13 protein-coding genes are annotated in these 13443 nt (G+C 59.0%); 7 read left to right on the top strand and 6 right to left on the bottom strand.

Annotated elements, in window-relative coordinates; translation table 11 throughout:
• Nucleotides 1-175 precede the first annotated feature (175 nt).
• Both acnB and yacL read left to right on the top strand, forming a co-directional pair.
• Entirely contained in the window at nt 176-2773 is a 2598-nt protein-coding gene (gene acnB, locus J0F90_RS20525) for a bifunctional aconitate hydratase 2/2-methylisocitrate dehydratase (protein WP_004937504.1), read from the top strand.
• Between the two features lie 139 nt (nt 2774-2912).
• The gene (gene yacL, locus J0F90_RS20520) at nt 2913-3275 is read left to right on the top strand and encodes a protein YacL (protein ID WP_016930072.1); all 363 of its coding nucleotides are present in this window, start codon (nt 2913-2915) and stop codon (nt 3273-3275) included.
• A gap of 32 nt (nt 3276-3307) precedes the next feature.
• On the opposite strand, the gene speD is transcribed toward yacL, so the two are convergent.
• The 3 genes from speD to J0F90_RS20505 all read right to left on the bottom strand — a co-directional run bounded on the left by speD (nt 3308) and on the right by J0F90_RS20505 (nt 5466).
• A complete protein-coding gene (gene speD / locus J0F90_RS20515) occupies nt 3308-4102 on the bottom strand; it encodes an adenosylmethionine decarboxylase (RefSeq protein ID WP_004937510.1) in 795 nt (264 codons plus the stop codon).
• 27 nt (nt 4103-4129) lie between these two features.
• The gene (gene speE / locus J0F90_RS20510; protein ID WP_033639402.1) at nt 4130-4993 is read right to left on the bottom strand and encodes a polyamine aminopropyltransferase; all 864 of its coding nucleotides are present in this window, start codon (nt 4991-4993) and stop codon (nt 4130-4132) included.
• A gap of 125 nt (nt 4994-5118) precedes the next feature.
• The gene (locus J0F90_RS20505; protein WP_033634347.1) at nt 5119-5466 is read right to left on the bottom strand and encodes a YacC family pilotin-like protein; all 348 of its coding nucleotides are present in this window, start codon (nt 5464-5466) and stop codon (nt 5119-5121) included.
• 216 nt (nt 5467-5682) lie between these two features.
• Between J0F90_RS20505 and cueO the strand changes: the two genes are divergently transcribed.
• Entirely contained in the window at nt 5683-7326 is a 1644-nt protein-coding gene (gene cueO / locus J0F90_RS20500; RefSeq protein ID WP_033639403.1) for a multicopper oxidase CueO, read from the top strand.
• Nucleotides 7327-7424: 98 nt separating this feature from the next.
• A complete protein-coding gene (hpt, locus tag J0F90_RS20495) occupies nt 7425-7961 on the top strand; it encodes a hypoxanthine phosphoribosyltransferase (RefSeq protein ID WP_004937527.1) in 537 nt (178 codons plus the stop codon).
• A gap of 38 nt (nt 7962-7999) precedes the next feature.
• Here the strand turns inward: hpt and can are convergent, their stop codons facing one another.
• The gene (gene can, locus J0F90_RS20490; protein WP_016930066.1) at nt 8000-8656 is read right to left on the bottom strand and encodes a carbonate dehydratase; all 657 of its coding nucleotides are present in this window, start codon (nt 8654-8656) and stop codon (nt 8000-8002) included.
• 210 nt (nt 8657-8866) lie between these two features.
• On the opposite strand from can, the gene J0F90_RS20485 reads away from it, so the two are divergent.
• The 3 genes from J0F90_RS20485 to J0F90_RS20475 all read left to right on the top strand — a co-directional run bounded on the left by J0F90_RS20485 (nt 8867) and on the right by J0F90_RS20475 (nt 12015).
• Entirely contained in the window at nt 8867-9790 is a 924-nt protein-coding gene (locus tag J0F90_RS20485; RefSeq protein ID WP_015379030.1) for an ABC transporter ATP-binding protein, read from the top strand.
• On the top strand, nt 9787-10557 hold the full coding sequence (locus J0F90_RS20480; RefSeq protein ID WP_004937535.1) for an ABC transporter permease: 771 nt from the start codon (nt 9787-9789) through the stop codon (nt 10555-10557). Before J0F90_RS20485 ends, J0F90_RS20480 begins: the two co-directional genes overlap by 4 nt.
• 177 nt (nt 10558-10734) lie before the next feature.
• Nucleotides 10735-12015 (top strand): polysaccharide deacetylase family protein, encoded by a 1281-nt coding sequence (locus J0F90_RS20475; protein ID WP_028127378.1) that lies wholly within the window; start codon nt 10735-10737, stop codon nt 12013-12015.
• A 34-nt stretch (nt 12016-12049) separates the two neighbouring features.
• Here J0F90_RS20475 and panD read toward each other — a convergent pair whose 3' ends face one another.
• Nucleotides 12050-12430 carry an aspartate 1-decarboxylase gene (gene panD / locus J0F90_RS20470; RefSeq protein ID WP_004937544.1) on the bottom strand — a complete coding sequence of 127 codons (381 nt, stop codon included), beginning with the start codon at nt 12428-12430 and terminating at the stop codon, nt 12050-12052.
• A gap of 145 nt (nt 12431-12575) precedes the next feature.
• The gene (gene panC, locus J0F90_RS20465) at nt 12576-13430 is read right to left on the bottom strand and encodes a pantoate--beta-alanine ligase (RefSeq protein ID WP_033639404.1); all 855 of its coding nucleotides are present in this window, start codon (nt 13428-13430) and stop codon (nt 12576-12578) included.
• Nucleotides 13431-13443: the final 13 nt, after the last annotated feature.

The following is a 13443-nucleotide window of genomic DNA, read 5'->3' as shown; positions in this document are numbered from 1 at the left end:
CTACCCATCAGTCTTTCATGCTGTAACGCTGTTTGACCGCGCTTGTTTGCCCCAGTCACCGTTTCGGGGCCTTTACGGGCCGATCGCCTAGCCACAGAGTGAAACCCAAAGGGTATAAACCCGGTTTGCATATACGCCAGGCACAATAAATGACAATGAGAGCGAGGAGAACGTCGTGCTAGAAGAATACCGTAAGCACGTAGCCGAGCGTGCTGCTGAGGGCATCGCCCCTAAGCCGCTAGACGCCACCCAAATGGCCGCGCTGGTCGAACTACTGAAGAATCCGCCAAAAGGCGAAGAAGAATTCCTGTTAGACCTGCTGATTAACCGTGTTCCACCGGGCGTCGACGAAGCCGCCTACGTCAAAGCAGGTTTCCTGGCGGCCATCGCCAAAGGTGAAGCGACATCCCCCCTGGTTACCCCCGAGAAAGCCATTGAATTGTTAGGCACCATGCAGGGCGGCTATAACATTCATCCGCTGATCGAAGCGCTGGACAACGAGAAGCTGGCGCCGATCGCCGCCAAAGCGCTGTCCCACACGCTGCTGATGTTCGACAACTTCTACGACGTGGAAGAGAAGGCCAAGGCCGGCAACCCGCACGCCAAGCAGATCATGCAGTCTTGGGCCGATGCCGAATGGTATCTGTCGCGCCCTGAGCTGGCGGAAAAGATCACCGTCACCGTGTTCAAAGTCACCGGCGAAACCAACACCGACGACCTTTCTCCGGCGCCGGACGCCTGGTCGCGCCCGGACATCCCGCTGCACGCGCTGGCGATGCTGAAAAACGAACGTGAAGGCATCGTGCCGGATCAGCCGGGCAGCGTTGGCCCGATCAAACAGATCGAGCTGCTGAACAAGAAAGGCTTCCCGCTGGCCTACGTCGGCGACGTGGTCGGCACCGGTTCCTCCCGTAAATCCGCCACCAACTCGGTGCTGTGGTTCATGGGCGACGACATCCCGCACGTGCCGAACAAACGCGGCGGCGGCGTGGTGCTGGGCGGCAAAATTGCGCCTATCTTCTTCAACACCATGGAAGATGCCGGCGCCTTGCCGATCGAAGTGGACGTGTCCGAGCTGAACATGGGCGACGTGATCGACGTTTACCCGTACAAAGGTGAAGTGCGTAACCACGAAACCGGCGCGCTGATCGCCAACTTCGAGCTGAAAACCGACGTGCTGCTGGATGAAGTGCGCGCCGGCGGCCGTATCCCGCTGATCATCGGCCGCGGCCTGACCACCAAGGCGCGCGAAGCGCTGGGTCTGCCGCACAGCGACGTGTTCCGCATCGCCAAACCGGTAGCCGCCAGCAGCAAAGGCTTCTCGCTGGCGCAGAAAATGGTCGGCCGCGCCTGCGGCGTCGCCGGCATTCGCCCAGGCGAATACTGCGAACCGAAGATGACCTCTGTCGGCTCTCAGGACACCACCGGCCCGATGACCCGCGATGAGCTGAAAGACCTGGCCTGCCTCGGCTTCTCCGCCGATCTGGTCATGCAGTCGTTCTGCCACACCGCCGCGTACCCGAAACCGGTCGACGTGACCACGCACCACACGCTGCCTGACTTCATCATGAACCGCGGCGGCGTATCGCTGCGTCCGGGCGACGGCGTGATCCACTCCTGGCTGAACCGCATGCTGCTGCCTGACACCGTCGGCACCGGCGGCGATTCCCACACCCGCTTCCCGATCGGCATCTCCTTCCCGGCCGGTTCCGGCCTGGTGGCGTTTGCCGCCGCGACCGGCGTGATGCCGCTGGATATGCCTGAGTCGGTGCTGGTGCGCTTCAAAGGCAAAATGCAGCCGGGCATCACCCTGCGCGATCTGGTGCACGCCATCCCTTACTACGCGATCCAGCAAGGGCTGCTGACCGTCGAGAAGAAGGGCAAGAAAAACATCTTCTCCGGCCGCATTCTGGAGATCGAAGGCCTGCCGGATCTGAAGGTCGAGCAGGCGTTTGAGCTGACCGATGCGTCCGCCGAACGTTCCGCCGCCGGTTGTACCATCAAGCTGGACAAGGCGCCGATCGAAGAGTACCTGAACTCCAACATCGTGCTGCTGAAGTGGATGATCTCCGAAGGCTACGGCGATCGCCGTACGCTGGAGCGCCGTATTCAGGGCATGGAAAAATGGCTGGCGGATCCGCAACTGCTGGAAGGCGATGCGGATGCGGAATACGCGGCGGTGATCGACATCGATCTGAACGAGATCAAAGAGCCGATCCTGTGCGCGCCGAACGATCCTGACGACGCGCGCCTGCTGTCCGACGTGGCCAACAGCAAAATCGATGAGGTATTCATCGGTTCTTGCATGACCAACATCGGCCACTTCCGCGCGGCCGGCAAGCTGCTGGATCAGCACAAGGGCCAGCTGCCGACCCGTCTGTGGGTGGCGCCGCCAACCAAGATGGATGCGGCTCAGCTGACCGAAGAAGGCTACTACAGCGTCTTCGGCAAGAGCGGCGCGCGTATCGAGATCCCGGGCTGCTCGCTGTGCATGGGCAACCAGGCGCGCGTGGCGGACGGCGCGACGGTGGTTTCCACCTCAACCCGTAACTTCCCGAACCGTCTTGGCACCGGCGCCAACGTCTATCTGGCGTCTGCCGAACTGGCCGCGGTAGCGTCCCTGCTGGGCCGCCTGCCGACGCCGGACGAGTACCAGACCTATATGGCGCAGGTCGACAAGACGGCGGCGGATACCTACCGCTACCTGAACTTTGACCAGCTGGGCCAGTACACCGAAAAAGCCGACGGCGTGATCTTCCAAACCGCCGTGTAAGCCGCTATATTGCGCAACTGTTTAACGGGAGGCCTTGGCCTCCCGTTTTATTTTGCTCAGTTGCCAACTTTGCGAGCGCTCACTGAGTTAGTCAGCCATTTATGTTTACACTAAGAAAAAGGGCTCAGGAGGGCATGCTATGGATTACGAATTTCTGCGTGACGTCACCGGTCAGGTGATCGTCAGATTTTCGATGGGGCATGAAGCGATTGGCCACTGGATCAATGAAGAAGTCAAAGGCGATTTCAACCTGCTGGACCGGATTGAAGCCGGTGCGGCCGAGGTCAAAGGCAGCGAGCGTCAATGGCAGCTGGAAGGCCATGAATATACGCTGCTGATGGACGGTGAAGAAGTGATGATCCGCGCCAATCAGCTGGAGTTCGAGGGCGATGAAATGGAAGAGGGGATGAACTACTACGACGAAGAAAGCCTCTCATTCTGCGGCGTTGAGGACTTCCTGCGGGTGTTGAAGGCCTATCGTTCTTTCATGCTGAAGTACTAAGCATCAGGGCGCGGCGTGCCGCGCCCTTTCCATCACAGATGCGGAATATTGCGGCCGTAATAGATTTCCTGCATCTCTTTCCATAACAGATCGGTGATCTGCTTGCGCTCGGCGGCGCTCAACGCCTCCGGCTCCGCGTTAAACAGGTAGTGCTTCAGATCGAAATCCTTCAGCAACATCTTGGTATGGAAGATATTTTCCTGGTAAACGTTCACGTCCATCATGTGGTACAGCGCCTTGATGTCTTCCGACATAAAGTTCTGGATCGAATTGATCTCATGATCGATGTAATGTTTCACGCCGTTCACGTCGCGGGTAAAACCGCGCACGCGATAGTCCATGGTGACGATGTCGGATTCCAGCTGGTGAATTAAATAGTTCAGCGCTTTGAGGGGCGAAATGACGCCGCAGGTCGAGACCTCGATATCGGCGCGAAAGGTGCACAGCCCGCCTTCCGGATGGCTTTCCGGGTAGGTGTGTACGCAGATATGGCTTTTGTCCAGGTGCGCGACGACCGTATTCGGCAGCGGGCCTGGGTGTTCCGACGTATCGACGTCTTTCGGATCGATCGGCTCTTCGCTGACCAGGATGGTGACGCTGGCGCCCTGCGGCTCGTAGTCCTGACGCGCGATGTTCAGAATATTGGCGCCGATGATCGAGCAGGTTTCGCTCAGGATCTCGGTCAGCCGGTTGGCGTTATATTGTTCGTCTATGTAGGCGATATAGCCATCGCGATCGTCCGCGGTTTTGGCGTAACAAATATCGTAAATACAAAAACTCAGGCTCTTGGTCAGGTTGTTGAAGCCGTGCAGTTTTAGCTTATGCAATTTGGGCCACCTCCTTTATCTTCTCGCTTAACGTGTTACGTTCAGGGCATTGAGCAAATATTGCGGCAGGGCAAAGCTGCCGACGTGAATTGCCGGGTTGTAATAACGGCAGTGTAGGCCGCTTTGGTTAAAGCGCTGTTGCAGGGTAGGCAGATCGCGCTGGCGCAGCGCCGGGTTCTGGCTCGCCCAGGCAAAGGTCATGATGCCGCCGTAATAGGTCGGGATCGCCGCCTGATAGAAGCTGACGTCGCTAAAGTAGCGGCTCAGTTTGGCGTGGCTGTTGACCGCCTCGTCCTGCTGCAGGAAGCAGACGCCGTTTTGCGCGACGAAAATGCCGCCCTCATTCAGGCAGCGGGCGCAGCCTTCATAAAACGCCGAGGTGAACAGGCTTTCGCCGGGGCCGATCGGATCGGTGCAGTCGGAGATGATCACATCGAACGTTTCGTGGGTTTGATTCACGAAGTTGACGCCGTCGTCGATCACCAACTTGAAGCGCGGATCGTCATAGGCGCCGGCGCTGTGGTTGGGCAGGTATTGGCGGCAGAACTCGACGACGCCGGCGTCGATCTCGACCATGGTGATCTGCTCCACGCCTGGGTGCCGGCTGACTTCGCGCAGCATGCCGCCGTCGCCGCCGCCGATGATCAGCACTTTCTTCGCCTGGCCATGCGCCAGCAGCGGCACGTGGGTCAGCATTTCGTGATAGATGAACTCGTCACGCTCGGTGGTTTGCACCACGCCGTCGAGCGCCATCACGCGCCCCAGTACCGGGTTCTCGAAGATCACCAGATCCTGATGATCGGTCTTCTCGCGGTACAGCACCTTCTCTACCGAGAAGTACTGGCCGAAGCCCGTATGCAGCGTTTCGTACCAAATTTCTTTCTGGGTCATGTGCGGGAAACTCCGTAATAACAGCCATGAAAAATCGGCGCAACATCATAGCTAACTCTGTCTGGCGATGCACGGTTGAATTTCAGACAGAGAGAGCGAAAGGCGGGTGGGGGAGAGGGGCGGAATTAGTTGGCGTAGGCCAGCAGGCTCAACGAGTCGCGCGCCAGCGATTTGCACTTCTTCGGCGTTGGAATGGCGATGCCGCTGAGATCGCGATAGCTGTCTTCGCCCAGCGCCTTCATGTTAAAGCTGTTGTAGTTGCTCAAATCCCAGCGGTTTTGTTGTGCGAAATAGACGATAGCGCGTTTGATTTGCACATTTGGCAAATCGTTGTAGCCGCAATCATTTTTCAAATAAATAAATACCGCCGTCAGATCGGCCAGATCTTCCGCCTCGGATTCATTCAGCGCCAGACTGGCGTTGGAGAAGCCCAGCATCGCCAGCAACAGCATCGATAACGTTGTTTTTTTCATCATGAAATAGGCCTGTTTGTCGTCTGTTGACGTTACCACACTTGCCTGTAAAGGCACCAAATTTTATTGCTGCCGGGCCGGCGTCGCGTGTGTCAGTCACACTCTCTGATTGTGAGGCATAGCTTAAAATACCGCCAGGAAAGGCTTGACCTTCCGCCTGGGGGAAGGTTTAGGCTGGCGGCATTGAGTTATGTCACTGAGAAAAGGGAGTCAGCGATGTTACGCCGTGATTTTATTAAATTAACCGCTGCGCTGGGCGCGGCGAGCGCATTGCCGTTATGGAGCCGGGCGGCCTGGCCGGCCGATCGGCCGGCCCTGCCGGTACCGCCGCTGTTGACGCCGGGCGCGCAGGGAAAGATTGCGCTGGCGCTGCAGGCGGGGGAAACCCGCTGGTTGCCCGGCGCCGCCACCAAAACCTGGGGATTCAACGGCGCGCTGCTCGGGCCGGCGGTGAAGCTGCAGCGTGGCCAGCCGGTGACGGTCGATATCAAAAACAGCCTGGCGGAGGCCAGTACCGTCCACTGGCACGGGCTGGAAATTCCCGGCGACGTCGATGGCGGCCCGCAGGCGCTGATCCACCCCGGCGCGACGCGCACGGTGAATTTCACCGTCGATCAACCGGCGGCCACCTGCTGGTTCCACCCGCACACGCACGGTAAAACCGGCAGCCAGGTGATGATGGGGCTGGCGGGGTTGGTACTGCTGGAAGACGATGAAAGCGCCAAACTGCCGCTGCCGAAAACCTGGGGGCAGGATGATATTCCGGTGATCCTGCAGGATAAGCGGCTGGGCAAAGACGCGCAGATCGAATACCGCCTGGACGTGATGAGCGCGGCGGTGGGCTGGTTTGGCGATCGCATGTTCACCAACGGCGCGCAGTATCCGCAACATCTGGCGCCGCGCGGCTGGCTGCGTCTGCGTTTTCTCAACGGTTGCAACGCCCGCTCGTTGAATCTGGCGGCCAGTGACAACCGTCCGCTGTATGTTATCGCCAGCGACGGCGGTTTCCTGGCGGAGCCGGTGAAGCTGACCGAGCTGCCGATGCTGATGGGCGAACGCTTTGAAGTGCTGGTTGATGCCTCCGACGGGAAAGCGTTTGATATCGTGACGCTGCCGGTGAAGCAGATGGGCATGACGTTGGCGCCGTTCGATCAACCGCTGCCGGTGCTGCGCATTCAGCCGTCGTTGGCACAGGGTATCAAAACCATGCCGGACAGCCTGGTGAAGCTGCCGACATTGCCTGCCACCACCGGCATCCAGGAGCGTTGGCTGCAGCTGATGATGGATCCGCAGCTGGATAGGCTCGGCATGCAGGCGCTGATGGATCGCTATGGCCACCAGGCGATGGCCGGCATGAGCATGAATCATGGCGCGACGGGCGCTGGAGACATGAAAGGCATGGAGAAGGGCGGCATGCAGGGCATGGACCACGGCAACATGAAGGGCATGGATCATGGCAAGATGGCCGGGATGGATCACGGCGGCGCGCAGAGCAAAGCCAAACCGTTCGATTTCAGCCACGGCAACATGATCAACGGCAAGGCCTTCGATATGACCAAGCCGATGTTCGCCGCCAAACGAGGCCAGTATGAGAAATGGACTATTTCCGGTGAGGGCGACATGATGTTGCACCCGTTCCACATTCACGGCACCCAGTTCCGTATCTTGTCGGAAAACGGCAAACCGCCGGCGGCGCATCGCAGCGGCTGGAAGGACACGGTGCGCGTCGAAGGGTGGCGCAGCGAAGTGCTGGTGCGCTTCGATCATCCGGCAAGCAGCGAACATGCGTATATGGCCCACTGCCACCTGTTGGAACACGAAGATACCGGCATGATGATGGGCTTTACCGTCAACGACTGATCGCGGTCCATCGCTCAGGTGGCGGTGCGCTCGCGTCGCCACCGGCGAAAGGCTATGCTAAACTCTGCGCCTTTCTTCCGGCAACTGACCTGAATACTATGAAACACACTGTAGACGTAATGATTTCCGAGCAGGAAGTTAAGACCCGTATCGCCGAACTTGGCCGCCAGATCACCGAACATTACCGCGACAGCGGCAGCGACATGGTGCTGGTCGGGCTGCTGCGCGGCTCCTTCATGTTCATGGCCGATCTCTGCCGCGCGATCGAGGTGCCGCACGAAGTCGACTTTATGACCGCCTCCAGCTACGGCAGCGGCATGTCCACCACCCGCGACGTGAAGATCCTCAAGGATCTGGACGAAGACATTCGCGGCAAAGACGTGCTGATCGTGGAAGACATCATCGATTCCGGCAACACGCTGAACAAAGTGCGCGAGATTTTGGCGCTGCGCGGGCCGAAATCGCTGGCGATTTGCACTTTGCTGGACAAACCTGAGCGCCGTGAAGTGCAGGTGCCGGTCGAATATGTCGGCTTCTCGATCCCGGATGAGTTCGTGGTGGGGTATGGCATCGACTACGCTCAGCGCTACCGTCACCTGCCGTACGTCGGCAAAGTGGTGCTGCTGGACGAGTAATTGGATGTGGGGCGCGGCAAGCCGCGCCCGCGGCGGGGTTAGACGCCTTTATCCTGCTTCAGTTTGGCTATCGCTTTGCGGTAGCCCATCTCCAGGCTCTCGCGGCTGGTCGCCAGCACTTCCATATCGCGCAGACGGCCGTCCTGAATGCCGTACACCCAACCGTGGATCATCACCTTCTGGCCGCGCTTCCAGGCGGACTGCATGATGGTGGAGTGGCCCAGGTTGTACACTTGCTCAATGACGTTGATCTCGCACAGCATGTCGAAACGCTGTTCCGGCGGCAGCTCGCCCAGCAGCGAGCTGTGCTTGTACCACAGATCGCGAATGTGCAGCAGCCAGTTGTCGATCAACCCCAGTTCCGGGTTTTCCACCGCCGCCTGCACGCCGCCGCAGCCCAGGTGGCCGCAGATGATGATGTGTTCGACTTCCAGCACATCTACCGCATACTGCACCACCGACAGGCAGTTAAGATCGGTGTGGATCACGAGGTTCGCCACGTTGCGATGGACGAACAGTTCACCCGGCTCGAGGCCGGTCAGGCGTTCTGCGGGAACGCGGCTGTCAGAGCAACCAATCCATAAGAAGCGGGGCTTTTGCGCCTGGGCTAAACGTTCAAAAAATTCCGGGTCTTCCTGACTGATATTGGCCGACCAGGCCTGGTTGTTGGCGATAAGCTCTTCGATTTCTTTCATGAAGGTGATTGACCCGTAACGGACAGATTGCGTTGGGGTAATATAGGGTAAGCGTCACAATTTGGAAATCGGAACAGTGGTGCAGCCTCATTTACCGCACGGATTCGACGCAGTGAAAACGCCGTCGATGCTAGGATTATTGTTAGTGTTTCAAGCCTCGCAAACAGGGGCGCGGCGGCATACTCATCGTTATAAGGTACTATTTTACATATGAATTATGCACTGGAATTAGCGCAGCTGACCAAGACTTACGCCGGTGGCGTCAAGGCGCTGCGCGGCATCGACCTGAGCGTCGAAGCGGGGGACTTTTATGCCCTGCTGGGGCCAAACGGCGCCGGAAAGTCCACCACCATCGGCATCATCAGCTCGCTGGTGAACAAAACCGCCGGCAGCGTGCGGGTGTTCGGTTACGACATCGATAAAGACATCGTCAACGCCAAGCGCCAGCTCGGCCTGGTGCCGCAGGAGTTCAACTTCAACCCGTTTGAGACCGTGTTGCAGATCGTGGTGAACCAGGCGGGTTACTACGGCGTCACGCGGCGTGAAGCGATGGCGCGCGCCGAAAAATACCTCAATCAGCTGGATCTGTGGGGCAAGCGCAACGAGCGCGCCCGCATGCTGTCCGGCGGCATGAAGCGCCGCCTGATGATCGCCCGCGCGTTGATGCATCAGCCGAAGCTGCTGATTCTCGATGAGCCGACCGCCGGGGTGGATATTGAGCTGCGTCGCTCGATGTGGGGCTTCCTGAAAGAGCTGAACGCCCAGGGCACCACCATTATCCTCACCACCCACTATCTGGAAGAGGCGGAAATGCTGTGCCGCAACATCGGCATCATCCAGAACGGGGAACTGGTGGAAAACACCTCGATGAAGGGGCTGCTGGCCAAGCTGAAGTCGGAAACCTTCATCCTCGATCTGGCGGCGAAGAGCCCGCTGCCGAAGCTGGACGGTTACCACAGCCGCCTGACGGATACCTCGACGCTGGAAGTGGAGGTGATGCGCGAGCAAGGGCTGAACGGCCTGTTCGCCCAGCTGAGCGCGCAGGGCGTGCAGGTGCTGAGCATGCGCAATAAGGCGAACCGCCTGGAAGAGCTGTTTGTCACCCTGGTTAACGGCAATGGAGAGAAAGCATGACGCGTTTGTATTGGGTGGCCTTACAGAGCATCTGGGCCAAAGAGGTAAACCGGTTCGCGCGCATCTGGATCCAGACCCTGGTGCCGCCGGTGATCACCATGACGCTGTACTTCATCATCTTCGGTAACCTGATCGGCTCGCGCATCGGCGATATGCACGGCTTCAGCTACATGCAGTTCATCGTGCCCGGCCTTATCATGATGGCGGTGATCACCAACTCCTATGCCAACGTCGCCTCGTCGTTCTTCAGCGCCAAGTTTCAGCGCAACATTGAGGAACTGCTGGTGGCGCCGGTGCCGACCCATGTGGTGATCGCCGGCTATGTCGGCGGCGGCGTGGCGCGCGGCATCTGCGTCGGCGTGCTGGTGACCATCATCTCGCTGTTCTTCGTGCCGCTGCAGGTGCACGCCTGGTGGGTGATTGCGCTGACGCTGCTGCTGACGGCGATCCTGTTCTCGCTGGCGGGGCTGATCAATGCGGTGTTCGCCACCACTTTCGACGACATCAGCCTGATCCCGACCTTCGTGCTGACGCCGCTGACTTACCTGGGCGGGGTGTTCTACTCGCTGTCGCTGCTGCCGCCATTCTGGCAGGCGGTGTCCAAGCTGAACCCCATCGTTTATATGATCAGCGGCTTCCGCTACGGTTTCCTCGGCATCAACGATGTGCCGCTGGCGTTCACCATGGCGGTGCTGGTGGCGTTTATCGCGGTGTTTTACCTGCTGTCCTGGTACCTGATCGAGCGCGGCCGCGGCCTGCGCAGCTGATCGTATCGCGCCCTCGCTTTCCCGGCGGGGGCGCTTTTCTTGATTTGGCGCAGGCGGCGCGTAAATCAATAGAATTGCTCAAATAACCGCTAGTTCCCCGCTGTTCAAATCGTGCTATGCTGGCGCTCCACATTTCCTCCACTTTTGTCATTACGCACTCGTAAGCAGAACATCATCATGCGGTCTCAATACACGTTAACGGCTGGGTTGCTCGGCATTCTGATGTCGTTGGTTTCCCCTGTGAGCCTGGCTAGTCTGCTGTCGGAAGACAGCGCGGTTAAATCTGAATACATGGAAGCGCAGCGCGATAGCGAAGTCTATGCGTTGGTGGGCGAGCATGTGATCCCGGTAGGGGAAGTGAAGCGCGGGCAACTGATCCAGGTGTTCCCGGCGGATGCGGAATACTACGAATTCAAATTTGGGCATGGTACCGGCTTTATCGATAAAGACGACGTGCGTGAATTGAAGAAGTCGCGCAAGGTGCAAGACGATCTGGGCGAGCTGAACAAACCGCTGACCAACCAGAATCTGATCACGCAAAAAACGATCGACGTATACACCGCAGCGGACAAGGACAGCGAGGTCTTGGGCACGCTGGAAGGCAACCTGCGCTATCCGATCATCGGCAAGCTGAAGGATCGCCTGAACAACACCTGGTACGAGGTCAACATCGGCGAGCGACTGGGGTTCATTAATGAGTTGGACTGCGAGATCGATAACGGCATACCGGTGCTGACTTACCACCACCTGCTGAAAAACGAAGAGAACAAACGCTTCCGCCACACCTCGACCACCACTTCAGACGTGGCGTTCAGCAACCAGATGACCTACCTGAAGCAGGCGGGCTACGACACCATTTCGCTGTACCAGCTGGAAGCCTACCTGAAAAATCAGATCAACCTGCCGGGCAAGGCGATCGTGCTGACTTTTGACGACGGGCTGAAGTCGGTTTATCGCTACGCTTACCCGGTGCTGAAGGATTACGGTTTCCGCGCCACGGCGTTCATCATCTCTTCGCGCATCAAACGCCACCCGCAGAAATGGAACCCGGACTCGCTGCAGTTTATGAGCGTCTCGGAGCTCAAGCAGATTCAGGACGTGTTCGACGTGCAGTCGCATACCCATTTCCTGCACCGCACCGACGGCAATCGCCAGCCGATTTTGCTGAGCCGTTCGCTGCACAATATCGAGTTCGATTTTGAGCGCTCGCGCCGCGCGCTGTCGCAGTTCAACCCGCACGTGTTGTATCTGTCCTACCCGTTCGGCGGTTATAACCAACGGGCGATTCAGGCGGCGCAGGACGCCGGGTTCCATCTGGCGGTGACCACGGTGCAGGGCAAGGTGAAGCCGGGGGATAACCCCTATACGCTGAAGCGGCTGTATATTCTGCGCACCGACTCGATCCAGACCATGGCGGATCGGATAGCCAACAAGCCGGGCACGGTGGTGGTGCAATAAGGAAGAACGGGCGCGCAAGGCGCCCGTTTTATTGTCAGGCGACCTGAACCGGCACGGCTTTCGCCTTGCGCTGCAGGTTGTTGTCACCTTCGAAATAGGCGACTTTCGGGTGGTGCTGGCGGGCGTCGGCGTCGGTCATTTGCACATAGGAGCAGATGATCAGTTTGTCGCCGACGCAGGCGCAGCGCGCGGCGGCGCCGTTGACCGATATGATGCGCGAACCGCGCTCGGCGGCGATGGCGTAGGTGGAGAAGCGCTGGCCGTTATCCACGTTGTAAATATCGATCGCTTCATATTCCAGAATGCCGGCGGCCTCCAGGAAATCCTGGTCGATGGCGCAGGATCCTTCATAGTGCAAGTCAGCCTGAGTGACTTTGACGCGATGCAGCTTGCCTTGCAGCATAGTACGTATCATAGCTTTACCTAACTGAATATCGGCCTTCACAGGCGCTGGGGTTGAACATCTCTCCTGCATCCCTGCAATCTCTATCGTCACCGATTGCTTCGCCATTGTCTACCAATGGCCAGGGCTTCAGGGTGACGACAGTATAAAAAACGGCTTACAGCGTCAGGTCGACCTGCTGGTTGTCGATAAGACGCGCCTTGCCCAGCCAGGCGGCCATCAGCACCACCGCCCGCTGGCTGTCCACCGTCAGCGGCTGCAGGCTGTCGGCGTCGCGAATAAACAACTCATCCGGCGTAAAGCCGGCGGCGCGCAGCTGCTCGGCGGTCTGCTCCAGCAGCGTTTCGACCTGGCGCTCGCCATTGGCCAACTGTTGCGCCAGCGCGTTCATGATTTTGCTCAGCTGCGGCGCAACCTTGCGTTCTTCGGCGGTCAGGTAACCGTTGCGCGAGCTGAGGGCCAGGCCGTCTTTGGCGCGCACGGTCGGCACGCCGACGATATCGATGTCGTAACCCATGTCCGCCACCATTTTGCGGATCAGCGCCAGCTGTTGGTAATCCTTCTCGCCGAAACAGGCCAAATCAGGCTGCACCAGGTTGAACAGCTTGCTGACGATGGTGGAAACGCCGCGGAAGTGGCCCGGCCGGCTTGCGCCTTCCAGGATGGTGGAGATGCCCGGCACATCGACGTAGGTCTGCTGCTCCAGGCCCTGCGGATAAACCGCGGCCGGGGCCGGCGCAAACACCAGATCGACGCCGCGGCGGGTCAGCTTCTCGCTGTCTTCCTGCAGCGTGCGCGGGTAGCGCGCCAGATCGTCCGGCCGATCGAACTGCATCGGGTTAACGAAGATGCTCACCACCACCACGTCGGCGCGGGCGCGCGCTTCATCGACCAGCGTCATGTGGCCGTCGTGCAGGTTGCCCATGGTCGGCACCAGTGCGATGCGTTTGCCTTCCTGGCGCCAGCGGCGGATCTGCTGACGCAGCATCGGCAGGGTTTCGATAATAATCATTGGGGGACTCCTG

Source organism: Serratia marcescens subsp. marcescens ATCC 13880 (assembly GCF_017299535.1).
In the GTDB taxonomy this organism is placed as follows: domain Bacteria; phylum Pseudomonadota; class Gammaproteobacteria; order Enterobacterales; family Enterobacteriaceae; genus Serratia; species Serratia marcescens.
Note: the sequence above shows the minus strand (reverse complement) of the source record. Positions and strands in the feature narration are given on the sequence as shown.

What these genes read in the sequence shown, in the direction of transcription:
- J0F90_RS20485 (WP_015379030.1), top strand. Translation starts at nt 8,867, where the DNA reads ATGAATTATGCACTGGAATTAGCGCAGCTGACCAAGACTTACGCCGGT.
- can (WP_016930066.1), bottom strand. Translation starts at nt 8,656, where the DNA reads ATGAAAGAAATCGAAGAGCTTATCGCCAACAACCAGGCCTGGTCGGCC.
- yacL (WP_016930072.1), top strand. Translation starts at nt 2,913, where the DNA reads ATGGATTACGAATTTCTGCGTGACGTCACCGGTCAGGTGATCGTCAGA.
- panC (WP_033639404.1), bottom strand. Translation starts at nt 13,430, where the DNA reads ATGATTATTATCGAAACCCTGCCGATGCTGCGTCAGCAGATCCGCCGC.
- speE (WP_033639402.1), bottom strand. Translation starts at nt 4,993, where the DNA reads ATGACCCAGAAAGAAATTTGGTACGAAACGCTGCATACGGGCTTCGGC.
- J0F90_RS20505 (WP_033634347.1), bottom strand. Translation starts at nt 5,466, where the DNA reads ATGAAAAAAACAACGTTATCGATGCTGTTGCTGGCGATGCTGGGCTTC.
- J0F90_RS20475 (WP_028127378.1), top strand. Translation starts at nt 10,735, where the DNA reads ATGCGGTCTCAATACACGTTAACGGCTGGGTTGCTCGGCATTCTGATG.
- cueO (WP_033639403.1), top strand. Translation starts at nt 5,683, where the DNA reads ATGTTACGCCGTGATTTTATTAAATTAACCGCTGCGCTGGGCGCGGCG.
- J0F90_RS20480 (WP_004937535.1), top strand. Translation starts at nt 9,787, where the DNA reads ATGACGCGTTTGTATTGGGTGGCCTTACAGAGCATCTGGGCCAAAGAG.
- panD (WP_004937544.1), bottom strand. Translation starts at nt 12,430, where the DNA reads ATGATACGTACTATGCTGCAAGGCAAGCTGCATCGCGTCAAAGTCACT.
- hpt (WP_004937527.1), top strand. Translation starts at nt 7,425, where the DNA reads ATGAAACACACTGTAGACGTAATGATTTCCGAGCAGGAAGTTAAGACC.